The organism is Agrobacterium sp. SUL3 (assembly GCF_001263295.1).
In the GTDB taxonomy this organism is placed as follows: domain Bacteria; phylum Pseudomonadota; class Alphaproteobacteria; order Rhizobiales; family Rhizobiaceae; genus Agrobacterium; species Agrobacterium tomkonis.
In genome coordinates, this window is sequence record NZ_KQ414500.1 from 405,485 (window position 1) to 429,480 (window position 23,996).

Below are 23,996 nucleotides of genomic sequence, written 5' to 3' on the forward strand. Positions count from 1 at the left end.
AATTCCCCTACCCCGTTTGGCCCGCTACCAATATGAAAGCAGCCGAAGAAACGTCTTTATAGCGTTTCCGACTTCATCGGAAGCAGGGTAACGCCCAATACCCGGTTTGGCGTGCTCGCCACTCCCCATCCGTCATTCCGGCCTTGAGCCGGAATCCAGTCGACGCACGTCTGTGCGGCGGGGAGAGTCCTTTCAGCCCAAAGACTTGGGCTGGCTGGATTCCGGCTCAAGGCCGGAATGACGGAAGTGCATAACAGCACAATGCCGAGCGTTCGGTTACGCCGAGGGAAATTCCGCAAGCCTTGCGGCGTAGCGTGCCATGGTGTCGACCTCGAAATTGACGAAATCGCCCGGTTGGCGCTCGCCCCATGTGGTGACGGTGAGCGTGTGGCGGATCAGCAATACGTCGAAATCCGTGCCTTCGACGGCATTGACGGTCAACGAGGTGCCGTCGAGCGCCACGGAACCCTTGGGCGCAACGAATTTCGCCAGATGGTCCGGCGCGCGCAGGCGGATACGTACCGCTTGGCCTTCCGGCTCCACGGCCAAGATTTCCGCCTTGCCATCGACATGGCCGGAGACGATGTGACCGCCAAGCTCGTCACCGATCTTCAGCGCCCGCTCCAGGTTGACATGGGTGCCTTGTCTCCAGCCGGCAATCGTCGTCAGGCGCAGCGCTTCTTCCCAGGCTTCGACCTCATACCAGCGCTCGTTGCTGCCGTCTTCCGGCAGCCTCGTTACCGTCAGGCAGATGCCGCCGTGGGAGATGGACGCGCCCATATCGATGGTCTTGGGGTCGTAATTGGTCGCCACCCGCAGACGAATTCCTTCAGCCAGGGCTTCCAGCTCGGAAACGGTTCCAACGTCGGTGACAATTCCGGTAAACATCAAATCGGCCTTTCATAATCGAAGCAGCGATCCGGCCCATAGGCGGTTTCGCTGACCAGAGCATAATCGCCCGTGATATCGGCACGGCGGAGCGGCGTTTCAATGCCGCCCTCACCGATCACGACGGGGCTTTCGAACAGCATGATACGGTCCACCAGCCCGGCTTCAAGGAATGATTTTGCGGCAAAGGCGCCACCTTCGACCAGAAGTTCCGACATGCCGCTATCGGTTAGGGTGTGGAGGAGGTTTTCGAGGGTCGTGGCTTCGAGGATCTGGACGCCGGCGTTGGTTAGTTGCTGGCGCCGGTGGTCGGGGCTACCCCCCTCTGCCCTGCCGGGCATCTCCCCCTCACGGGGGGAGATCGGCAAGGGGCTGGCCGCTCGTGCAAATCGCGCCTTCGGTTCATCCTCTCTGCTCGTCGATGCACGATGGAGCGCCGCTCCATCGATCTCCCCCCTTGAGGGGGAGATGCCCGGCAGGGCAGAGGGGGGTAAAGCGGCAACGACCACCGGCACCTCCCGCGCAGTCCTCACCAGCTTCGACGTCAGCGGCAACTCTAACTGCCTATCCAGCACGATCCGCACCGGCGAGCGCTGTTCCATGCCCGCAATACGCACCGTCAGCTCCGGATCGTCGGCAATCGCCGTGCCAATACCCACAAGGATGCAATCGCAACGCGCCCGCAGCTCATGCACGGCATGGCGCGCCTCAGGACCGGTGATCGCGACCTGCCCCTCGCCTTTCCTGCCGATCATCCCATCAGCGGAAACAGCAAGCTTCAGAATCACATGTGGGCGTTTTTTCACCTGACGCGTGAGGTAGCCGGCAAGCGCGCGCTGGCCTTCCGCCCGCAGCAGGCCGGTTTCCACAACGATGCCGGCATCGCGTAAAATCGTATAACCTCTACCGGAAACCCGCTCATCGGGGTCATTCACCGCCACGACGACACGCGCGACGCCGTATTCCACCAGCGCATTGGCGCAGGGCGGGGTCTTGCCCCAGTGGGAGCAGGGTTCGAGCGTCACATAAGCGGTTGCACCACGCGCCGCCTCACCGGCGATTTCCAGCGCCTGACGTTCGGCATGGGGTCGGCCGCCGATGGCGGTCACGGCTTCGGCGATGATTTTCCCATCCTTGACGAGAACACAGCCCACGGAGGGGTTGGTCAGCGTCTGGCCCTGGTGGCGAAGCGAAACCTCGATTGCCCTTGCCATGAACCTTTCGTCATCGGCACGGCTCGTCACGGCTAGACTCCGGCGTCCGTATCGCGGGCGATCTTGGCGTTGATTTCGGCGATCACGTTTTCAAAATCCTCGGCATGGCTGAAATCGCGATAGACCGAGGCGTAACGCACAAAGGCCACGTCATCGAGACTTTTCAGCGCTTCCAGCACCTGCAGGCCGATTTCTTCCGAAGGAATTTCCGTCTCGCCCGAACTTTCCAGGCGACGAACGATGCCGGAAACGGCCCGCTCGATCCGGTCGCGATCAACCGGGCGCTTGCGCAGCGCGATCTCGAAAGATCGCACCAGCTTTTCCCGGTCGAAGGGCAGCTTGCGGCCGCTTTTCTTGATGACCATCAGCTCGCGCAATTGCACGCGCTCATAGGTCGTGAAGCGGCCGCCGCAATCGGGGCAGATGCGCCGCCGACGGATGGAGGTGTTGTCCTCCGCCGGACGCGAGTCCTTGACCTGTGTGTCTTCGGAACCGCAAAATGGGCAGCGCATCGTTTTCCTCTCTTTTCAGGTGCATGTACAGGTACATGCGGCCTTTCTTACATGTACGGGTACATCGGGAAACGGTCGGTCAAGCCGACGACCTTTTCACGCACCGCAGCCTCGACGGAGGCGTTGCCCTCGTCCGAATTGGCAACCTTCAGACCATCGAGAACCTCGACGATCAGCTTGCCGATTTCGCGGAATTCCGCTTCCTTGAAACCGCGCGTCGTGCCAGCCGGCGTGCCGAGACGGACACCGGAGGTGACGAAGGGCTTTTCCGGATCGAAGGGAATGCCGTTCTTGTTGCAGGTGATATAAGCGCGGCCGAGTGCGGCTTCTGCACGCTTGCCGGTGGCGTTCTTCTTGCGAAGGTCAACCAGCATCAGGTGGTTGTCGGTGCCGCCGGAGACGACATCCAGACCGCCTTCGACCAGCGTTTCAGCCAGCGCCTTGGCGTTCTTGACGACCTGTGCGGCATAGTCCTTGAACTCCGGCTGCAGCGCTTCACCGAAGGCAACGGCCTTGGCGGCGATGACGTGCATCAGCGGGCCGCCCTGCAGGCCGGGGAATACAGCCGAGTTGAACTTCTTGGCCAGATCCTCTTCATTGGTGAGGATCATGCCGCCACGCGGGCCACGCAGCGACTTGTGCGTCGTCGTCGTTGCAACATGGCAATGCGGGAATGGCGACGGGTGCTGGCCACCGGCAACGAGACCGGCGATGTGGGCCATGTCGACCATCAGGTAAGCGCCGATTTCATCGGCGATCTCGCGGAAACGCTTCCAGTCCCAGACGCGCGAATAGGCGGTGCCGCCTGCGAGGATGAGCTTCGGCCGGGTTTCCTTGGCCTTGCGCTCCACCTCGTCCATGTCGAGCAGGTTGTCGCCTTCGCGCACGCCGTAAGACACGACGTTGAACCATTTGCCGGACATGTTGACCGGCGAACCATGTGTCAGGTGACCTCCCGAGTTCAGATCGAGACCCATGAAGGTGTCGCCCGGCTGCAGGAGCGCAAGGAACACGGCCTGGTTCATCTGCGAACCGGAATTCGGCTGGACGTTGGCGAAGTTGACGCCGAACAGCTTCTTGGCGCGCTCGATGGCAAGCTCTTCAGCAATGTCGACAAACTGGCAGCCGCCGTAATAGCGCTTGCCCGGATAACCTTCGGCATATTTGTTGGTCATGATCGAACCCTGCGCTTCAAGCACGGCGCGGGAAACGATGTTTTCCGAGGCGATCAGTTCGATCTCGTGGCGCTGGCGACCCAGTTCCTTCTCGATCGAGCCGAAAATATCCGGATCAACTTCGGCAAGCGGACGGGAGAAGAAAGCATCTGTGTTCGACATGGTGAAGGCTCCTGAAACAGTAATGCGATGGCGTCTTAGCGTTCCGCCCGGACAAGAGCAATACGAGGTGCGAGATTTGCCCGTCAAAACGCGACGTTGCGACAAAAAACGGCAGGTGTTTTCAGAAAATCGCCAAGAAAAAAGCCGCACCCGAAGATGCGGCCTGTTTTCATCGATAAAAGCGCAGATCAGTTGCGCGGCAGAAGGTCGTCATCAACAGGGCCGGCCGGCTGCTCCATGCCGGTGGTGGTGTTGAGCGCCAGTTCGGCGTTGCCGTCTTTTTCATAGATGTCATCGCGGAACTGCACCACGCCGTCCTTTGCAGACCATGCGGTGATGTAGACGAAATAAACAGGCACTTCCTGCGCCAGCTTGATAGGCGTGTTGACGCGGGTGGCGATGACGCGTTCCATTTCCTGACGCGACCAGCCGGGCGTGTCGCGCAACAGCCAGCTCGTGAGGTCGCGCACGTTCTGCACACGCACGCAGCCGGAAGATTCGAACCGCATCAGCTTGTTGAACAGGCCCTGCTGCGGCGTGTCGTGCATATATTCGTTGTTGGGATTGTGGAAGTTGATCTTCGTCGAGGACATGGCGTTGATCTTGCCGGGGTCCTGGCGGAACATCAGGTTCGGAGCCTTCGGCGCGAACCAGTCGACCGCGGTCGGCGACACTTCCTGCCCCTTGCCGTCGATGAGGCGGATATTGTTCCGCTCCAGATAGGTCGGATCCTTCTGCATCAGCGGCACGATGTCCTTTTCGACGATCGAGCGCGGCGCTGTCCAGTAAGGGTTGAGGATGACTTCGTAGACCTTGGAATTGATGACGTGCGTCGGGCGGCTGGCGCGGCCGACAACGGCCGTGTTGCGCAGGACGACGCGCTCATTCTCCACCGCCTCGATGGCGGCGGCCGGAATATTGACCATCAGGTGACGCTGGCCGAGATCGCCCGACATGGACTGGATGCGCACGAGGTTCGTCTGCAACTGCGCCAGACGGATCTGGGCCGAAACATTGAGCGCCTTGGTGGTATACTCACCGCTGACGCCATCGGCCGGAAGGCCATGACGGGCCTGGAAACGCTTCAGTGCGCCATCGACATAACTATCGAAGGCGCTGGAAATGCCGGCTTCGCGCGGCAGGTCGCCGGAAACCATCAGTCGCTGGCGAAGCGCCTGTACGGAGGGATCAGAGACGCCGATCTGAAGACGCTGCTGGCTGACGGGCACATCCGGCCAGCCGCCATTCTGCACGATCTGCTGATATTGCATGATCGCCTGCTGCATGTAGACCGGTGCTTCCCGACCGAGAACCGGATTGTTGGAAACGACGCCCACCGTGGAACGCGACGTATTGGCGTCGAACTGGTCATCCCAGTTGCCGCGGCGCGACGAACCCATAAGGTCGTTCAGCGCATTCTGCGCCAAGGCCGGCGCGGCAAGTGCTGCAACACCAACGGAAACGGCTGAGCGCAGAAGCGCGCGGCGCGATACGGAATCGGAAACGGATTTCTTTGTCATTTTACCTACCAGCCACTCTCTTCGGCATTCTCAACAATGCCTAAATCAATATGATTAACAAACACGTACAACGTGCCTGCCGGCCGGTAATGCTCGAGGCCCAGGGTCTGGGCACTACAGTCTGGCGGAACAGTCGGGACTTGCCGCGACAGCAGGAGAAACAGCCGGCTCCCTCACCCTTGCCGGTCCCATATCAATATGGCCAATTCGTGTCACGAGCCTTTTCTCACAAAGCTGTGTTGCCTGAAAATAAAGGCGAAGGCTCGGATAAGACACCGGGCTTGACATGAAAAATGAGCGACGGCGTTGCGCGGAATCCGCAAGCCGGAGGCAAAGCGTTGCCCCCGGCTTAAACAGTGAAACCGTCGCGGATATTAGAGACGATAAGCGATCGAGTCGTTCCAGAAGCGATCGAGGCGCTGCAGCAGCTTGTTCATTTCGGAGAACTCGCCGGTGCCGATGCCGCCGACCTTTTCGATCGAGCCGACGTGGCGTTCATAAAGGCGGGCAACCGTTTCGGCGATGGCCTGGCCTTCTTCGGTCAGGCTGATGCGGACCGAGCGGCGGTCGACACGCGAGCGCTGGTGGTTGATGAGGCCGAGGTCGACCAGCTTCTTGACGTTGTAGGAAACGTTCGAGCCGAGGTAATAACCGCGGGAGCGAAGTTCACCGGCCGTCAGTTCGGAATTGCCGATATTGAACAGCAGGAGCGCCTGTACGGCGTTGACGTCATCACGACCCTGACGATCGAACTCGTCCTTGATGACATCGAGGAGGCGGCGGTGGAGGCGTTCCACCAGATGCAGCGACTCCATGTAGAGCGAACGGATGGTATCTTCGTGTGCGTCGGCAACAACGGCCTGCGGCTTAACTTTGCTATTGATCATGACTGCCTCACTGTTTTGTTTGGCGGTGTGTTTGTTTGTCTCCCGCCTTGAGTGAGAACCTAATCAATGCGCATAAAATTCTACTTAAAAGCTACGATTAACAAATGGTTACCTGCATTTTCCCTGGAGGGACCAACTTGTGGCGAAGCGGGAATGGCCTACAGTCATGCATTATAAATCAATGACTTAGAGATAAAAAACAGCGTCAAAACAGGCCGTATTGCTTTATTCTTATGGTAAATCAATTCTTGCGCGTTCTTCATTCTGGCGGTGATCCAGCCAGAAAGCGACCAGAAATAGTATATAAATGGTTGCCACGAGACCGTGCATGACGGGTACCAGCGTGTTGGCGCCGAAGATGTGGGGCCACACCTTATACATAGCGATCTGCGCGCCTGCCCCCATGACCCACATGACCGCCCCCCAGGAGGCCCCGAGCCAGAGGCCAAGTGCCGCAACCGGGAAAATGACCGCCAGCGCACTGCCCGCCACACGCCACGGCAGGTTCAGCATGTCGAACCGGCCCTGCCCGCCCAGCGAATACCCCGTGAGCATTGCCCAATATTGCAGGCCGAACCAGAAACAGGAGACCGCGACCAGCCTCATGAAGACCAGAAAGAGGATTTCCGTAAGCGGACGCTTCGGCAGAGGTTGAGAATCAGGTTCCATGGCCGGAAGATACGGTCTCGACGGGCGGGCGACCAGCCCATATTGAATCCGGTGGCCTGCCTTGTCAAAGCATCGTTGCCGGGCAAGGCAGACAGGAGGGGAAGCCAGGGCAACATTGTCGCATTCGCACGCCGCATGCTTCATGTTATGCAGCTTTCCAAATTTGACCGAAGGACATTCTGACATGCAGGACAAAACGCATCTGGTCGACGAGATAACCGGCCATCGCCGCATGCGGCGCAATCGCAAGGCGGATTGGACGCGCCGTCTGGTGCAGGAGAACCGCCTGACCGTCGACGATCTCATCTGGCCGGTCTTCATCGTGCCCGGCAGCAATATACTCGATCCCATTCCGGCAATGCCCGGCGTCAACCGGATGAGTATCGACAAGCTCGTCGAAGCGGCGAAGGAAGCCGCCGACCTCGGCATCCCGGCGATCGCCACCTTTCCGAATATCGAGATGGAGCTGCGTGACGAGACCGGCTCGAACGCGCTCGAGGCGAATAATCTCATCAATCAGGCGACCATCGCCGTCAAGAAAGCCGTTCCAAATATCGGCATGATCACCGATGTCGCGCTCGATCCCTTCACCAGCCACGGACATGACGGCATTCTGCGCGGCGACGAGATCGTCAATGACGAGACTGTGGAACAGGTCGTCAGGGCGGCAATCCTGCAGGCCGAAGCCGGCTCCGACATTATCTCCCCTTCAGAGATGATGGATGGCCGCATCGGCGCCATCCGTCGCGGCCTTGATGCCGCTGGGCACCAGAATGTCGGCATCATGGCTTATGCGACGAAATTCGCCTCCGGCTATTACGGCCCCTACCGTGAAGCCATTTCGACGGCCGGTCTGCTGAAAGGCGACAAGAACAGCTATTATATCAGCCCTGCCAACGGCATGGAGGCGATCCGCGACGCAGCACTCGACGTGGAGGAAGGCGCCGATATGCTGATGGTCAAACCCGGCCTGCCCTATCTCGACATTTGCTGGCGGCTGAAGGACAATTTCGGCCTGCCGACCTTCGCCTATCAGGTGTCCGGCGAATATACCCAGATCAAGGCTGCGGCCATGAATGGCTGGATCGACGGCGAGCGGGTGATGATGGAAACGCTTCTCTGTTTCAAGCGTGCAGGCTGCGATGGCATCTTAAGCTATTTCGCCATCGAGGCCGCACGCAAACTCGCAAAGGGCTGACACCCGACGCTTATTGTATTCAGTCGTTTTCTTCCCATATTGTCTGCTGACACGGCACATATGCCGAGTTGTCAGACCTTCTCAGGAGAAAACGACCGATGAGCCTCGACCAGAACCCCACCTATGCCGCACCGGACGACTGGCGCGCCTATAGCGGCGTCCTGAGCCGGCGCGTCTTCGCGTTCCTGATCGATTACGCGATCGTTCTGCTGCTTTGCATTCCGGCCGCCGTGATTGTCTTCTTCCTCGGCGTGATTACATTCGGCCTTGGCTGGTTTCTCTTCCCGGCGCTGTTCGTAATCGTCGCGGTGCTTTATTTCGGCATATCACTCGGCGGCCCCTCGCAGGCCACACCCGGCATGCGGGCGATGGGCATCGCGATGGCGCGCATGGACGGACGGCGAATCGATTTCCTGTTGGCGACCGTGCACATCGTGCTTTTCTGGGTCATCAACTCGGTTTTGACACCTTTGATTCTTCTGGCAGGCCTGTTTACCGAGCGCTCGCGCCTCGTTCACGACTTCCTGCTCGGCACCGTCATGGTCAGAACACGCTGATATCGAAGAAAGCCACGAAAACGTGGCTTTCAAAGGCGGTAAATACCTCATCCCGCAGTTGACGTTTTCCGTCATTTTGCCATTCTGTGACATTATGCATGTCGCTTGAAGCGCCGCCGCCAACCCCGTGAAATCGCGGCGCGCTTTCATAACAGACGCAGGAGGCGATCACGGTTCGATGAACACGCAGGCGACGCCCTCCCCCCAATTCTATCTTACGGCGCCGGCCACCTGCCCCTATCTGCCGAACCAGATGGAGAGGAAGGTCTTTACGCATCTGGTTGGCCCGCGCGCCTCGGAAATGAACGACCTTCTGACCCAGGGCGGTTTCAGGCGTTCGCAAAACATCGCCTATCGCCCCGCCTGCGAAAACTGCCGCGCCTGCGTTTCCGTGCGCATCCTGACCGAGCAGTTCCAGCCGACGAAATCGATGCGGCGCGTATTGTCCATCAACAAGGATGTCGTCGCCACCGTTCACGCCGCCGAGCCTTCCACCGAGCAGTTCTCCCTGTTCCGCCGTTATCTCGACCACCGCCACCAGTCTGGCGGCATGTCTGACATGTCGGCGCTGGACTATGCGATCATGGTCGAAGACACGCATGTGAACACCCGCATCATCGAATACCGCGTGCGCGAACCGGGCTCAGGCATTGATTCCAGCAAACGCGGCGAGTTGCTGGCCGTGGCGCTCAGCGACGTGATGAGCGACGGGCTGTCGATGGTCTATTCCTTCTTCAACCCCGATCTTGAAAAACGCTCGCTCGGCACTTTCATGATCATCGATCACATCACCCGCACCCGCGCACTTGGCCTGCCGCATGTGTATCTCGGCTACTGGGTCGATGGTTCGGAAAAGATGGGCTACAAGACCCGCTACCATCCGCAGGAACATCTGACGCCGCGCGGGTGGGAGGTTTATGAGCCTGGCGAAGAATAACGGGGGCGCCACGTCCTATTCAATTCGGATAGCAAAAACACATGAAAGACGTCCCGAGTAAACTTCCGGGACGCCACTAAAATATTACCCGCCAAACTTCCCGCTACGCGGAAAACCCTTTGGCACGGTGCGGCCCGCCGTTGCCCGGTCGGCCAGCCATTCGCGGAGTTCGTCACCCACCTTGTTAAAGAGACGCCCGGCCGTGTCGGACCAGCTCAGACCCTCGGCAACGGCGAAACATTTCACGTCAATGACGCCGCCATCCTTGTAGCGTTGCAGGCGCACGCCCTTGCCACGTGACATTTCCGGCACCTGCGACAGCGGGAAGGCCAGGAGCTTGCGGTTTTCGCCGACGACGGCGACATGATCGCCCGTCACCGGCACCGCGAGCTTGGCTTCATCAGGCATCGAGACATTCATGATCTGCTTGCCCTTGCGGGTATTCGCGACCATTTCACTTTCCGCCACGATGAAACCGTTGCCGGCCGTGGAGACGAGCAGCAGCTTGCGCGACGGGTCGTGCACGAAGGCGGTCAGGATGTCCTGATCGTTCTCCATATCAACCATAATGCGGATCGGTTCGCCATGGCCGCGCCCGCCGGGCAGCTTGTCGGCGCCGAGCGTATAGGCCTTGCCGCCGGTGGTCAAAAGCAGCAGCTTGTCGGTCGTCTGCGCCGGGAAGGCAAGCTTCGGGCCGTCACCTTCCTTGAAGGTCAAGGCCGACGTATCGGACATGTGGCCCTTCAACGCCCTGATCCAGCCCTTCTGCGAGATGACGATGGTGACCGGTTCCTTCTCGATCATCGCCTGCTGGATGGCCTCGATATCGGCATCCGGCGCATCCGCGAACTGTGTGCGGCGACGGCCGATCTCGGTTGCCTTGGCATATTTCTTTTTGACCTCGCCGATTTCCCAGGCGACGGTCTGCCACTGCTTGTCGTCGGAAGCGAGCAGACCTTCGATTTCGGCCTTCTCGCTGCTGAGTTCATCGAACTCCTTGCGAATTTCGAATTCCTCGAGCTTGCGCAGATTGCGCAGCCGCATGTTGAGGATGGCTTCGGCCTGATTGTCGGTGAGCGACCACTTGGCCATCATCACCTGTTTCGGCTCGTCCTCCTCGCGGATGATGCGGATAACCTCATCCAGATTGAGATAGGCGACCAGCAGGCCGCCCAGAATCTCAAGCCTGCGGTCGATGGCGGCAAGACGGTGGCGGGAGCGGCGGACGAGAACATCCTTGCGGTGCGCCAGCCACTCGCTCAGCACCTCATTCAGCGCCATGACCTTCGGCACCTTGCCCAGCGACAGCACGTTCATGTTGAGCGGCAGGCGGCTTTCGAGGTCAGACAGGCGAAACAGCGATTCCATCAGGAGCGTCGCATCGACGGTGCGGTTCTTCGGCACCAGCACAATGCGCACATCTTCAGCGGATTCGTCTCGAACATCTTCCAGCAGCGGCAGCTTGCGGGCGAGCAGCAGCTCGGCGATCTTTTCGATAAGCCGCGATTTCTGCACCTGGAAGGGAATTTCGGTGATGACGATCTGGTAACCGCCACGGCCGAGATCTTCCGTTTCCCACTTGGCGCGCACGCGGAAACCGCCACGCCCCGTCTTGTAGGCCTCGAGAATATTCTCGCGGCTTTCGATGATCACGCCGCCCGTGGGTAGATCGGGGCCGGGAATGAACTCCACCAGCTTCTCGACCGTCGCATCGGGATGCTTGATGAGATATAGCGCCGCATCGCAAAGTTCGTGGGCATTGTGCGGCGGGATCGATGTCGCCATGCCGACGGCAATGCCAGAGGCACCGTTGGCCAGAAGATTCGGGAAAGCGCCCGGCAGGACCACCGGTTCCTCGTCTTCCTCGTTATAGGTGGCGCGGAAATCCACGGCGTCTTCGCCGATGCCTTCCAGCAGCAGCGCCGCCACGTCAGTCATGCGCGCTTCGGTGTAACGATAGGCAGCAGCACCGTCGCCATCGATGTTGCCGAAATTGCCCTGCCCGTCGACGATCGGATAACGTTGTGAGAAATCCTGCGCGAGACGCACCAGCGCATCATAGACCGACTGGTCGCCATGCGGGTGGAACTTACCGATAACGTCACCGACGATACGGGCGCATTTCTTGAAGGCCGAATTGGGACGAATGCCCATTTCGCTCATGGCGTGAATGATACGGCGATGCACCGGCTTGAGGCCGTCACGCACATCCGGCAGCGCACGATGCATGATCGTGGACAAGGCGTAAGCGAGGTAGCGCTCTTCAAGCGCCGCCTTCAAATCGACCGGATGAATGTTATCGTCTCCGCCAGACGGAGGTACAAGATTTTTTCCCATGGTGCTTGACTAGCGGAAATGCCGATTCCCGGCAAGAAATTCGGGGGTCTGCCCTGTGGATGAAAGCACCTCTCTCACGAGGTTTTTTGTTAACCGCGATCTAAATGCCGCAATGCCGCCGTCATGCGAATCGATCTAAATCCTATAGACCTTTGAATAATCGTGAATATAAGTATCACCATTAGCATTCTGACACGGTGCACATCCGTACGTTGAGGGAAGAAACATCATGAGACTGAAATCCACCCGGCAGGTTCTTTTCGCCAGTGCCGCGCTTCTTACGCTTTCGGCACCGGCTTTTGCGCTGGATGGCGGGGATGTGCTGAAGAAGATCAATGCAGCCTATGCCGCGCAGGGCGGCGAGATCGCCGCCGGCTCGGTTGCCGTCAACGGCTCGACGGTAACTCTGAACAGCGTGACCTTCAACGCGGCTGCCGATCCGGCCAAGAAAATACCGGTCGGCAACATCACGCTTGAAGGCGTCGAGGAAAACAAGGGCGGTTATACGATCAAGAACGCCCGTTTCGACAATATCAACTACAGCCAAGAAAACGTGGAGATCAAGGCAAGCGACATCTACATGTCGGGCCTCGTCATTCCCGCCGATGCAACCACGGGCACCGTGGATGCACTGATGTTCTATGACGAAGCGCATAGCGGCCCGGTTTCGGTTTCCATCGACGGCAAGCCGGCTTTCTCGCTTGAAGAAAGCACCGCGACGATGTCCGTCAGCGATGACAAGGCCTCGATCGGTTTCGAACTCGATGCATCCGGCTTCAAGGCCGATCTCAGCGAAGTCACCGACCCGGCCACGAAGGACGCAATCGAGAAGCTCGAACTCAAGGCCCTTTCCGGCGACATGACCATGAGCGGCAGCTGGGAAGTCGCCTCCGGCACCGTCGATGTCGAGGAATATGCCATCGACCTCGACAATGTCGGCCGCCTCAACATGTCGTTCGGCTTCTCCGGCTACACGCTCGCCTTCATCAAGTCGATGCAGGAGACGGTAAAGGCGCAGGCCGCCAATCCGAACAAGGAACAGGCGGACCAGGCGGCAAGCCTTGCCATGCTCGGCCTGATGCAGCAGCTTTCCTTTATCAACGCCGAAATCAGCTTTGAAGACGCCAGCATCACCAAGCGCGCCATCGATTACGCGGCAAGCCAGCAGGGCATGACGAGCGACCAGCTTGCCCAGACCATCAAGGGCATGGCCCCCATCATGATGGCCTCGCTCAACGTTCCGGAATTGCAGAACATGGTGTCGGTGGCGATCAACACCTATATCGACAATCCGAAGAACTTCGCCATCACCGCAGAACCGGAAAAGCCGGTTCCGTTCCCGATGATCATGGGCGCTGCGATGGGCGCGCCGAACACCCTGCCGAAAATGCTCGGCGTGACGGTGACGGCAAACGAATAAACAAAAAAGCCCCGGTTTTGCCGGGGCTTTTCTTTTGCGCTTAGAGCACGTCCAGTGAAAGCGAAATCGGAGGACGTGCTCTAGCTATTTATTTCTGCGCATTTTCCGGACGTAAACCGCTACGCAGTTTTACTGGAAATGCCTTAGTGCAGCGGGGCTGCCGCCGCACCCTGCTTGTCGTGCAAGGCGAAACGGTCGATCATGTGGGCGCTCGCCTCGTTGACACCGATCACTTCGACCCGCTTGCCGACTTTACGGAATTTCAGGACGACCTTATCCAGCGCGCCGACCGCCGAAATATCCCACAGATGCGCCTCCGTGACATCAATCGTCACCGCCTCCACCTCTTCGGCAAAATCAAAGGCGGCGATGAAGCTCTCCGTCGAAGCGAAGAAAATCTGACCGTCGACGCGGTAGATCCGCTCCCGGCCATCGGCTGAAAGCTCCGGCCGGACATGGAAGAGCTTAGACACCTTGCCTGCGAAAAACACACCGGAAAGAAGCACGCCCGCCAGCACACCCTTTGCAAGGTCATGGGTGGCGAGCACCGTGCCGACGGTTACCAGCATGACGATGCTTGAAGATGGCGGGTTGCGGCGGAGATCAAGGATCGAACGCCATGAGAAGGTGCCGATGGACACCATGATCATGACTGCCACCAGAGCCGCCATGGGAATGATGCGCACGAGATCGTCCAGCACCAGGATGAGGAACAGCAGGAACGCACCCGCGATGAAGGTGGACAAGCGGCCGCGACCGCCGGAGCTGACATTGATGACGGACTGGCCAATCATGGCGCAGCCGCCCATGCCGCCGATGAGGGCAGAGGCGATATTGCTCGTCCCCTGCCCGATGCATTCCTGGCTCTTGTTGCTGCCCGTATCCGTCATGTCGTCGACGATCTGAGCCGTCAGCAGCGATTCCAGCAGGCCGACGGCGGCGAGCGCCACGGAATAGGGAAAGATGATCTGCAACGTCTCGAAGGTAAAAGGCACCTGCGGCAATGCAAAAATCGGCAATGTTGACGGCAACTCGCCGAGATCGCCGACCGTGCGGATATCCATACCGGAAAACACCGCAACACAGGTCAGGACAACGATGGCGACCAGCGGTGACGGGATGATCTTCGTGACCAGCGGGAAGAGATAGATGATCGCAAGGCCAGCCGCGATCATGACATAGGTTTCAACCGGCACGCCGATCAGTTCGGGCAATTGCGCCATGAAGATCAGGATCGCCAGCGCATTGACGAAACCGGTCATGACAGAGCGCGAGACGAAGCGCATCACCCGGCCAAGCCTCGCAAAACCCGCCGCGATCTGCAGCACGCCCATGAGGATGGTGGCGGCAAAGAGATATTGCAGGCCGTGCTCCTTGACGAGCGTGACCATAAGCACGGCAGTGGCAGCGGTTGCCGCCGAAATCATGCCCGGCCGCCCGCCGGTGAAGGCGGAAACGCAGGCGATGGCGAAGGAGGCAAACAGCCCCACTTTCGGATCGACGCCGGCAATGACGGAAAAGCCGATGGCTTCGGGAATGAGGGCGAGCGCGACAACGATGCCGGAAAGCACATCGCCGCGAATATTGGAAAACCACTCACGTCTGTAAGTCTGAAATCTGTTCATCTGATTTTTTCGCAAAGAATGACGCACCGGCCGGAGCCATGTCCGGTAGATTGAAAAGGAATGTCGGTGCTTTGCGTTGTCTGGCGGATCGGCGGCCAGAAGAGCCACCCGGGATTTCACCGGGTCCGTGGTGAGTACCCCACCTATAAACAGCAAAAAAGCGGGCGGCAAGTTGCGCGCCCGCTTTTCGATGCAGCGAAATGAGGTATCAGGCCGCTTCGCGCAAGCCACGCTCCTCTATATGCATATCACTCAGCCGGAACTGACAGACCAGATCCTTGAGACGGGCCGTCTCGCTCGCCAGCATGGCGCTGGCGGCATTGTTTTCCTCGACCATGGCGGCATTCTGCTGTGTACCCTGATCCAGATGGTTGACGGCAGTATTGATCTCGGAAAGCCCGAGCGACTGCTCCTTTGTCGCGACGGCGATGGCTTCGATATGGCCGTTGATCGTCTTGACCGAGCCGCCGATGCGCGACAGGGCAGCACCTGTTTCCCGCACGAAACGAGCACCGTCCTTCACCTCGGTGCTGGAGTTGCGGATGAGCACCTTGATCTCGGCCGCCGCTTTTGCAGAGCGCTGCGCCAGTTCGCGCACCTCCTGCGCGACGACGGCGAAACCGCGCCCCGCCTCGCCTGCACGCGCGGCCTCCACACCAGCGTTGAGCGCGAGAAGATTGGTCTGGAAGGCGATCTCATCGATGACGCTGATAATGCTGCCGATCTTGCCGGATGATTGCTCGATCTTTTCCATGGCCATGATGGTGTCGACGACAAGATCGGCCGTGCGGGTGGCATCCTCATCGGCCGAATGGGCGACCGTGCGGGCTTCCACCGCGCGTTCCGCCGAAATGCGGATATTCGCGGTCAATTCATCGAGAGCGGCGGCGGTCTCTTCCAGCGAGGCGGCCTGTTGCTCAGTGCGGCGGGCAAGATCGGCAGCGCTCTGGCTGATTTCCTGGCTGCCGCCGTCAATCGCAACGCTCGACTGCACGACGCCGGACATGGCGGCGTCCAGCTGGCGGATGGTGCGGTTGAGATCGTGGCGCAACGTCTCGAAATCCGGGGCGAAAGGCTCGTTCAACTCGAAGGAGAGATCACCGGCGGCGAGGCGGTGCAGCGCTGCCGCGAGACCGCTGGTCGCCTGCATCAGCCGCGCCTGTGCCTCGGCCTCCGCCTCTCGCTGGAAGCGGGCCTTTTGATCTTCCGCCTGTTGCCGGGCCGCAAAAGTCTGGTTCTCCAGTTCGATCTTGGCGATGGCGGCCTGCCGGAAAATTTCCAGCGCCTGCGCCATGGCGCCAAATTCATCCTTGCGGCGCAGGCCGGGAACGGCGAATTCGGTTTCACCTTCGGCAAGACGACGCATCGCGCCGGTGATCAAGGTCGCGGGGCGGGTTATCGAACGGCCAATGAAATAGACCCCGGCAAAAAGGATCACGACGGTCAGGGCAATGAGGGCGACGACGATCGAAACCGTGGTTTCCGCCGCATTTTTGTTTTCCAGCGCGCTTGCCTGCCGCTCCTGCCGATAGGCCGAGGAAATATCGGCGACAACGGGCAGCAACGCATTGTAGGCGGAAGCGACCGTTTCGCGCGCTTTTTGCTCCTCCAGCACCGCCTGCGCATAAAAGCGGAATGAGGCGGTGTAGATTTCCAGCGCGTCCATGATGCGCTGGCGCTCCGCGCCTGGCCGATATTCCAGCTTTACCAGCGCCTTGAAGGTTTCCACCTCGGCGGCATGTTTCGTCGCATAGGTTTCGTCGCGCCGCAGGATGAAATCCTTTTCGTGCCTGCGCATCATCAACATGCTGGCGCGGATTTCGGCATTGGCAACGGTGTCGATGTGTTTTTCAATGGAATGCACACCATTACGCATCGCGCCTTCAAGTCCGTCTGCGGGGGTGAGACCCAGCTCCTGATTTTTGGAAACCAGCGCTTTCATGCGTTCACCATAGGCAGCAACACCCTGCGCCAGCGCATCAAGTTTCACGCGGGTCTGCGATGTCGCGCTGCCTTCGAGGGAATTGACGGACTGCGCAACCCTGCCCATCGTCTGGTCGAACTGCGCCACGGAATTCATGTCCCTGGAAAGCAGGAAGTCCCTCTGGTGCAGGCGGCTTTCATGCAGAGCGTCCACCAGCGTCGTCAACACCCCGTCCCTCTGGATCAGCGTGTCTTCAGCGACGCGATAACGCTCCTCCATCTGCCTTTGCCACAGCAGCATGCCGGCGATGACGGCGATACCGCACAGCGCAGCCAGCGCCAGCATGGACACGCGATGCGCAATTTTGAACGTCGAGACCAGCGAAAACATTCAACCCTCGTTTGTGAAACTTCGTGGGGCGATGAATGATCGACAAGGCTTAAGAAGTTCTCTACCGGATTTGTCAGTTTGATTAAGTTTTTATGACAACCCACAGGTTAAACAGAATACACAGCGGATGCCCGCAAGCAAAAAACACTCCACGATTAAGATGCCTCTAGCAAAAACAGAGTAGACAACAGGTGGGAAAGCGTTGCCATCCCGCCCCAGTATTCGCTCCCCGCTTTTCTCATCTGACACCAAGTCGGACAAGGAAAAACGGGGAGTTACGACGATTCGAGACCAATCTGGCTGGAGTAAGCTAGACTATGCCGCCTCGTTTGCAGAGTTGCGAATCTGCGATGCCCCTGCCCCCCGACCAATCGACCCGGCGGGTGGCGTACATGGTTGCGGCTATGGCAATGAAGGAAATCACAGCACCTGCCAGCAACGCATACTCGTCTTCGTTCAAAACCAGATACATGACGCCGTAGGCGACCGCCAATGCGGTAAACAATGCCACACCGTTCCTGCGACTACTGGTTGCGCTTCCGAGATACGATGCGATCAGTGCCGCCGTCGATGTTGATGCCGTGATATAGGCAGCCGTGAAGCCAGTATGCTCTGAGAGTGCCAGCAACAACACGTAGAAAATAATCAGCGCCAACCCCGTCAGCACATATTGTATCCAGTGCACGACAGTGCCGCCCTTGAGTTCAACGATGAAGACGGCAAGGAAGACCAGCGAGATGAAACCGATCGAATATTTCAGCGTCCGGGCGATGATCTGGTAGAATTTCACGGGTTCAACGAGGTTGATCGTCATGAGGCTGCCCGACAGCGGCAGACGCGTGCCCTCCACCACCCGATCTATGCCCCTGGCAAGATAAGGAATGGTCCAGTTCGCCTTGAAATCCGTGGCGGTGACGGTCTTCTGCTCGGGCAGGAACAGGCCTTCAAAGCCCGGATGCGGCCAATCGGCGTTTGCCGCAAAGCTCGTCGTCTGGCCGGCCGGCGCCACGGCGAAACTGCCTGAACCATTCAGGGAAAAGGCGATATCGAAGGCGAAGCCGGTTTCGATGAGGTTTCTTTCAATCACCCTGTGCACTCCGGCATCGGACCTGATGGCGATTTCCGGACCGGCGCGGTTGGTCAGTGCCGAAATATCCCGCATGCCGGGATCAAAAGGCAGAACCGGGCCGCCATCGATTTTGACGCCGGCGCTGGAGCGGATGCCGGTAATATCCTGTATGCTGAGGACGAGAATGGCGTTCTCCAGTCGCGGCGTGCCGGAAAAGCGCGCAAGATCCTGCAGGATGCCGGAACCGAAGCGGCCTTTCAGCATGACGTTGCCGTTGTAGACCGGCAGGCTATAGATCGACAGCTGCTTTTCCTCGGTCTTCAGATCGGCCGCAACATCAAGCGTTTCGGCATGACCAGCACCCATTCGGTCGTGCGGTCGACGATGCTCTGGCCATTCACCTCGCGGCGGCGGTCCACGTCGAAAGGCACGGCAAGATAGGGACCGTTCACCACCTGATCACCGCCCCAGCCATTGGCAATCCGGCCCGACACATCTTCCGCCCGCGAGGCGCGCTCTTCCGTCAACCCCCAGACAAGCAGGAGCGGTACGAGCAGAACCATGGATATGAAGCCAATCATCAGGAACTTGGCGCCCGGCGAGCGCAGGCTGACGGCGAAATTGCTGCGCGGCGGGGCTGGAGGCGCATATCCACCCGCCGGCGCGATATCTTTTTCCGTTTCATGTACCATTCTGAAATCCTTATAAATATGATCACGCCGAAACCGAAAGCGAAGTTCGGCCGGCGCTGTCCCAAGTTTAAAACCCCAAATAGTCTTGCGTCCCCCCAGGTGAACGCGGAGCCTATACTGGAAGCGGATTTCGGCTGATTGTGCGCGGAATTCGGTTTAACTCGCGGTAAAATTGTGACTTTGCCGCGTTCGTTGCAAAAACAAAAAGGGCCGGCGTTGCCGCCAGCCCTTTGTTTGAACCTGAATAAATCCAGATCAGTCCTTTTTGGACGGAACCACGCGCAGCGCCAGTTCGCGAAGCTGCGTCGGCGTTGCCGGCGACGGGGCATTCATCAAGAGGTCCTGCGCCTGCTGGTTCATCGGGAACAGCGTGATTTCGCGAAGGTTCTTGGCGCCGACCAGCAACATGACCACACGGTCGATGCCGAAAGCGCAACCGCCATGCGGAGGCGCGCCGTACTGGAAGGCACGGTAGAGACCGCCGAAGCGCTCTTCCACATCGCTCTGCGACAGGCCGACCTTTTCGAAGGCCTTCACCATCAACTCAGGCGACTGGTTACGGATCGAGCCGGAAGCGATTTCGAAGCCGTTGCAGACCGCGTCATACTGGAACGCCTTGATGGAGAGCGGATCCTGCCCTTCCAGCGCTTCCATGCCACCCTGCGGCATGGAGAAGGGGTTATGGGCGAAATCGATCTTCTTTTCTTCGTCGTTGTATTCGAAGAAGGGGAAATCGACGATCCAGCACATTTCAAAACGGTCGCGGTCGATCAGGTTCAGTTCGTCGGCAGCGCGGGTGCGCGCCTCACCGGCGAACTTGTAGAACTTGGCGGGATCGCCGGCGACGAAGAAGCAGGCATCGCCCGCTTCAAGGCCGAGCCGCGTGCGCAGCGCTTCGGTGCGTTCCTCGCCGATGTTCTTGGCGAGCGGGCCGGAGCCGCCGACCTTGCCGTCTTCTTCCTTCCAGAAGATATAACCGAGGCCAGGCTGGCCCTGGCTCTGCGCCCACACGTTCATGCGGTCGCAGAAAGCGCGCGACCCGCCGGTCTTGGCAGGGATCGCCCAGACCTGAACCTTGGGGTTGGAAGCGATCATGTTGGCGAAGACCTTGAAGCCCGAACCGTCGAAATGTTCGGTTACGGCTTCCATGACGATCGGGTTGCGCAGGTCCGGCTTGTCGGAGCCGTATTTGCGGATCGATTCGTCATAGGGAATGCGCGGCCACTGTTTCGTCACCGGCTTGCCTTCGGCAAACTGTTCGAACACGGCCGTCATCATCGGCTCCATCGTGGTCCAGACATCTTCCTGGGTCACGAAGCTCATTTCGACGTCGAGCTGGTAGAATTCACCCGGCAGGCGGTCGGCACGCGGGTCTTCATCGCGAAAGCAGGGAGCGATCTGGAAGTAGCGGTCGAAACCGGCCACCATCAAAAGCTGCTTGTACTGCTGCGGCGCCTGCGGCAGCGCGAAGAACTGGCCTTCATGGATACGCGAGGGAACGAGGAAGTCGCGCGCACCTTCCGGCGAGGATGCGGTGAGGATCGGCGTGGTATATTCGGCAAAGCCCAGTTCACCCATGCCCTTGCGCATGGAAGAGATGATCTGCGTGCGCTTGACGATGTTCTTGTGCAGCGTCTCGCGGCGAAGGTCGAGGAAGCGATATTTCAGGCGTACGTCTTCGGGATATTCCGGCTCACCGAACACCGGCAGCGGCAGTTCCTTCGCAACACCAAGAACCTCGATCTCCTGCGCATAAAGCTCGATCTCGCCGGTCGCCATGCCCTTGTTGATGGTGTCCTCTGAGCGCGCCTTGATGAGGCCGTCGATGCGGATGACCCATTCGCCACGCACCGTCTCGGCAACCTTGAAGGCCGGGCTATCAGGATCTGCCACCACCTGGGTGATGCCGTAATGGTCGCGAAGGTCGATGAAGAGAACGCCGCCATGATCTCGCACGCGGTGAACCCAACCGGAAAGGCGAACGGTTTCGCCGACGTCGGACTTGCGGAGAGCGGCACAGGTGTGGCTGCGGTAACGATGCATTTTTATATCCTGGAACGTGTCGTGCGCCATGTGGGCCGCACTGTCGAAATTGGCCGGAAAAACGCATGACCAGCCTGATTTGTCAAGGCAAAGCGCAAGATTGTCGCCTCCTGACTGTCCTTTCCCCCGCCTTGGCTTTAGATAGTGCTTATTCAGCCCGCCAAACCGAGTCGGCCCGCAATGAGCCAGATCAGACCCCTTATCCCCCTTCTCGTCACCGCCGGCATATTGATCGGCGGCAACGGCCTGCAGGGAACCTATATCGCGCTGCGCGGCCTGTCCGAAGGGTTTTCGGCCAGTACCATCGGCCTCATCAGCGCCGCCTATAGTCTCGGCTTCGCACTCGGCTGCATTTCGGTGACGCGCCTGCTGCGCAAGATAGGTCATATCCGCACTTTCGCCACCATGGCGGCGGTGGCGTCGGCCGCGTCGATCGCCATGCCGCTTGTCCTGCATCCGCTGTTCTGGCTGGCGATGCGCTTCATCATCGGCATTGCGGTCGCCTGTCTTTTTGCGGCCATCGAAAGCTGGATCAATGCGCAGGTGACGAATTCCAACCGGGCGCGGACGCTGTCCATCTATCGTTTCGTCGATCTCGGCTCCGTCACGCTCGCCCAATATGTCATTCCCGTCGCCGGCATCGACGGACCGGTGGTGTTTTCGCTGATCGCCATGGCGCTCACGCTTTCGCTGGTGCCGATCTCGCTTGCCGACAAATCCAACCCCGCCCCGCCGAAACAGATCCCCTTCAATCTGTTTGCCGTCTGGCGCATTTCACCACTTGCCGTGGTCGGCTGCGTCGCCGTCGGTCTCAGCATGGCGGCGTTTCGCAATATCGGCCCGATCTATGCCGAACAGATCGGCCTTTCGGTAACGGCGATCGCCACCTTCATGAGCGCCGGCATCATCGGCGGCGTGGTGCTGCAATATCCGCTCGGCGTCTACTCCGATCGCTATGACCGGCGCATCATCATTCTCGCCACCACCGCCGGCTCTGTCGTCGTCGGCCTGTTTCTTGCCTTCTTCGCCGGCACGGATGAATGGAGCAACATCATCGGCGTCTTCGTGTTCGGCGCATTCGCCCTGCCGCTTTATTCGCTCAGTTCCGCCCACGGCAACGACCATGCCAAGGAAGGCGAACATGCGATGGTTTCGGCCGGGCTTTTGTTCTTCTGGTCGGTGGGGGCCACCGTCGGGCCGCTGCTCGCCTCCGTCCTGATCGACCAGTTCGGTCCGAAGGCGCTGTTCAGCTATACGGCGGCGATCCAGATCGTTTTCATCGCCTACACCATACACCGGCTGCGGGTGCGTGAGGGCGTTCCAGTGGAGGAGAGGAACTGGCGGTTCCGTTCGCTTTTGCGCACATCCGCATATTTTCAGAAGCTCGCCGCCCCCATGCCGCCCAAAAAGGACGGCACGGAGCCCAATCCGCCCGAGAAAAACGATCCTTGAGCCTTCAAAAGCGGGCTTTGTATTGACATGCGCCCGGCAAAGGGAAAGTAAGACGGATAATTTTCACGAGTGGCCATTTGCAATGATTGAAACGACTGCCGCCCTCGCCGAAGCCTGCACGGAACTGGCGAAATCGGAATTCATCACCATCGACACCGAGTTCCTGCGGGAAACGACCTTCTGGCCGGAGCTGTGCCTCGTGCAGATGGCAAGCCCGACGCTTGAAGTGCTGGTCGATCCGCTCGCCAAGGGTCTCGATCTGACGCCGCTTTTCGAGCTGATGGCCAATCCTGCTGTCGTGAAGGTTTTCCACGCCGCGCGGCAGGATATCGAAATCATCTACCATCTCGGCGGGCTCATCCCGCACCCGATCTTCGACACCCAGGTCGCCGCCATGGTTTGCGGTTTCGGCGATTCGATCTCCTACGACCAGCTGGTGCAGAAGATCAAGAACGTGCAGATTGACAAATCCTCGCGCTTCACCGACTGGAGCCGCCGCCCGCTGACCGAAAAGCAGCTGGATTACGCGCTGGCCGACGTGACCCATCTGCGCGACGTCTATCTCTCGTTGAAGGCGCAGCTGGAGCGTGAAGGCCGCTCGCTGTGGCTGACCGAAGAGATGGACATTCTGGAATCGCGTGACACCTATGACATGCATCCCGACGACGCCTGGCTGCGGCTGAAATCGCGCCTGCGCAAGCCGACCGAACTCGCCATCCTCAAATTCGTCGCCGCCTGGCGCGAGCGTGAGGCGCGTTCGCGCAACGTGCCGCGTTCCCGCGTCCTGAAAGACGATGCGATCTTCGAAATCGCCCAACAGCAGCCGAAGGACGCCGAGGCGCTGTCGCGGCTTCGTACCATCCCTAAAGGCTGGGAACGCTCCACTTCCGGCACCGCGATCGTCGAAACCGTAAATGCGGCGCTGGCATTGCCGAAAGAGGAAATGCCCAAGGCGCCGCGTCACAGCCACGCGCCGGAAGGCTCCGGTGCTGCCGTGGAACTTTTAAAGGTTCTGCTGAAGCTGACGGCCGACAAACACGGCGTTGCCGCCAAGGTCATCGCCAACAGCGACGATCTGGACAAGATCGCCGCTGAAGGTGAAAACGCGACCGTGGGGGCACTGAGCGGCTGGCGGCGCGAACTCTTCGGCGATGTGGCGCTGAAACTCATCAACGGCGAAGTGGCCCTGCGTTTTGCCGGCAAGAAGGTCGAGGCGGTTGAGGTTGCGGCAAGCGAGCCGTAATCACCCGCCCGCCGCTGGAGAGTTTCCGCTTTGACTGGAACTGCTCTACCCCAATTTTGCCCGTATCGCGTTCCATCTCTTA

17 protein-coding genes, 1 pseudogene and 1 other annotated feature are annotated in these 23,996 nt (G+C 59.4%); of the genes and pseudogenes, 6 read left to right on the forward strand and 12 right to left on the reverse strand.

The window, feature by feature from the left end; all coding sequences use genetic code 11:
• Window positions 1–276: 276 nt before the first annotated feature.
• From AKG12_RS09300 to AKG12_RS09330, 7 genes are all read right to left on the reverse strand, one after another.
• On the reverse strand, window positions 277–888 hold the full coding sequence (locus AKG12_RS09300; RefSeq protein WP_052818579.1) for a riboflavin synthase: 612 nt from the start codon (window positions 886–888) through the stop codon (window positions 277–279).
• Window positions 888–2,132: a bifunctional diaminohydroxyphosphoribosylaminopyrimidine deaminase/5-amino-6-(5-phosphoribosylamino)uracil reductase RibD gene (gene ribD, locus AKG12_RS09305; RefSeq protein ID WP_052818580.1), complete on the reverse strand. Its 1,245-nt coding sequence runs from the start codon at window positions 2,130–2,132 to the stop codon at window positions 888–890. Before ribD ends, AKG12_RS09300 begins: the two co-directional genes overlap by 1 nt.
• Window positions 2,133–2,134: 2 nt before the next feature.
• Window positions 2,135–2,614 (reverse strand): transcriptional regulator NrdR, encoded by a 480-nt coding sequence (gene nrdR, locus AKG12_RS09310; protein ID WP_003496675.1) that lies wholly within the window; start codon window positions 2,612–2,614, stop codon window positions 2,135–2,137.
• A gap of 47 nt (window positions 2,615–2,661) precedes the next feature.
• Window positions 2,662–3,951, reverse strand: coding sequence for a serine hydroxymethyltransferase (gene glyA, locus AKG12_RS09315; RefSeq protein ID WP_052818581.1), 1,290 nt, complete (start codon window positions 3,949–3,951; stop codon window positions 2,662–2,664).
• 188 nt (window positions 3,952–4,139) lie between these two features.
• Window positions 4,140–5,471, reverse strand: a complete 1,332-nt coding sequence (locus tag AKG12_RS09320) for a L,D-transpeptidase family protein (protein WP_046798868.1) — start codon at window positions 5,469–5,471, stop codon at window positions 4,140–4,142.
• A 374-nt stretch (window positions 5,472–5,845) separates the two neighbouring features.
• Window positions 5,846–6,355 carry a transcriptional regulator LdtR gene (gene ldtR / locus AKG12_RS09325; RefSeq protein ID WP_169539083.1) on the reverse strand — a complete coding sequence of 170 codons (510 nt, stop codon included), beginning with the start codon at window positions 6,353–6,355 and terminating at the stop codon, window positions 5,846–5,848.
• 234 nt (window positions 6,356–6,589) lie between these two features.
• Entirely contained in the window at window positions 6,590–7,027 is a 438-nt protein-coding gene (locus AKG12_RS09330; RefSeq protein WP_046798867.1) for a DUF6163 family protein, read from the reverse strand.
• A 184-nt stretch (window positions 7,028–7,211) separates the two neighbouring features.
• Between AKG12_RS09330 and hemB the strand changes: the two genes are divergently transcribed.
• From hemB to AKG12_RS09350, 3 genes are all read left to right on the forward strand, one after another.
• The gene (hemB, locus tag AKG12_RS09335) at window positions 7,212–8,225 is read left to right on the forward strand and encodes a porphobilinogen synthase (RefSeq protein WP_052818582.1); all 1,014 of its coding nucleotides are present in this window, start codon (window positions 7,212–7,214) and stop codon (window positions 8,223–8,225) included.
• 98 nt (window positions 8,226–8,323) lie between these two features.
• Entirely contained in the window at window positions 8,324–8,782 is a 459-nt protein-coding gene (locus AKG12_RS09340) for an RDD family protein (RefSeq protein ID WP_052818583.1), read from the forward strand.
• Between the two features lie 178 nt (window positions 8,783–8,960).
• Entirely contained in the window at window positions 8,961–9,719 is a 759-nt protein-coding gene (locus AKG12_RS09350; protein ID WP_046798863.1) for an arginyltransferase, read from the forward strand.
• An 84-nt stretch (window positions 9,720–9,803) separates the two neighbouring features.
• On the opposite strand, the gene parC is transcribed toward AKG12_RS09350, so the two are convergent.
• A complete protein-coding gene (gene parC / locus AKG12_RS09355; RefSeq protein WP_052818585.1) occupies window positions 9,804–12,056 on the reverse strand; it encodes a DNA topoisomerase IV subunit A in 2,253 nt (750 codons plus the stop codon).
• A 229-nt stretch (window positions 12,057–12,285) separates the two neighbouring features.
• Between parC and AKG12_RS09360 the strand changes: the two genes are divergently transcribed.
• Window positions 12,286–13,476: an aq_1923 C-terminal domain gene (locus tag AKG12_RS09360; RefSeq protein WP_046798861.1), complete on the forward strand. Its 1,191-nt coding sequence runs from the start codon at window positions 12,286–12,288 to the stop codon at window positions 13,474–13,476.
• Window positions 13,477–13,619: 143 nt separating this feature from the next.
• On the opposite strand, the gene AKG12_RS09365 is transcribed toward AKG12_RS09360, so the two are convergent.
• From AKG12_RS09365 to aspS, 4 genes and pseudogenes are all read right to left on the reverse strand, one after another.
• Window positions 13,620–15,101: a SulP family inorganic anion transporter gene (locus AKG12_RS09365; protein WP_052818614.1), complete on the reverse strand. Its 1,482-nt coding sequence runs from the start codon at window positions 15,099–15,101 to the stop codon at window positions 13,620–13,622.
• Between the two features lie 74 nt (window positions 15,102–15,175).
• Window positions 15,176–15,231, reverse strand: a sequence feature (sul1 is cis-regulatory element that is thought to sense ions involved in sulfur or methionine metabolism; They are found in Alphaproteobacteria).
• A 78-nt stretch (window positions 15,232–15,309) separates the two neighbouring features.
• A complete protein-coding gene (locus tag AKG12_RS09370) occupies window positions 15,310–17,415 on the reverse strand; it encodes a methyl-accepting chemotaxis protein (protein WP_052818586.1) in 2,106 nt (701 codons plus the stop codon).
• A 310-nt stretch (window positions 17,416–17,725) separates the two neighbouring features.
• Window positions 17,726–19,176, reverse strand: a pseudogene (gene creD / locus AKG12_RS09375) (cell envelope integrity protein CreD).
• Between the two features lie 255 nt (window positions 19,177–19,431).
• The gene (gene aspS, locus AKG12_RS09380; RefSeq protein WP_052818615.1) at window positions 19,432–21,219 is read right to left on the reverse strand and encodes an aspartate--tRNA ligase; all 1,788 of its coding nucleotides are present in this window, start codon (window positions 21,217–21,219) and stop codon (window positions 19,432–19,434) included.
• A gap of 180 nt (window positions 21,220–21,399) precedes the next feature.
• Here aspS and AKG12_RS09385 point away from each other — a divergent pair, with 180 nt between their 5' ends.
• Both AKG12_RS09385 and rnd read left to right on the forward strand, forming a co-directional pair.
• Entirely contained in the window at window positions 21,400–22,671 is a 1,272-nt protein-coding gene (locus tag AKG12_RS09385) for an MFS transporter (protein WP_052818587.1), read from the forward strand.
• Between the two features lie 82 nt (window positions 22,672–22,753).
• Window positions 22,754–23,914 carry a ribonuclease D gene (rnd, locus tag AKG12_RS09390; RefSeq protein WP_052818588.1) on the forward strand — a complete coding sequence of 387 codons (1,161 nt, stop codon included), beginning with the start codon at window positions 22,754–22,756 and terminating at the stop codon, window positions 23,912–23,914.
• The last annotated feature ends 82 nt before the right edge of the window (window positions 23,915–23,996 follow it).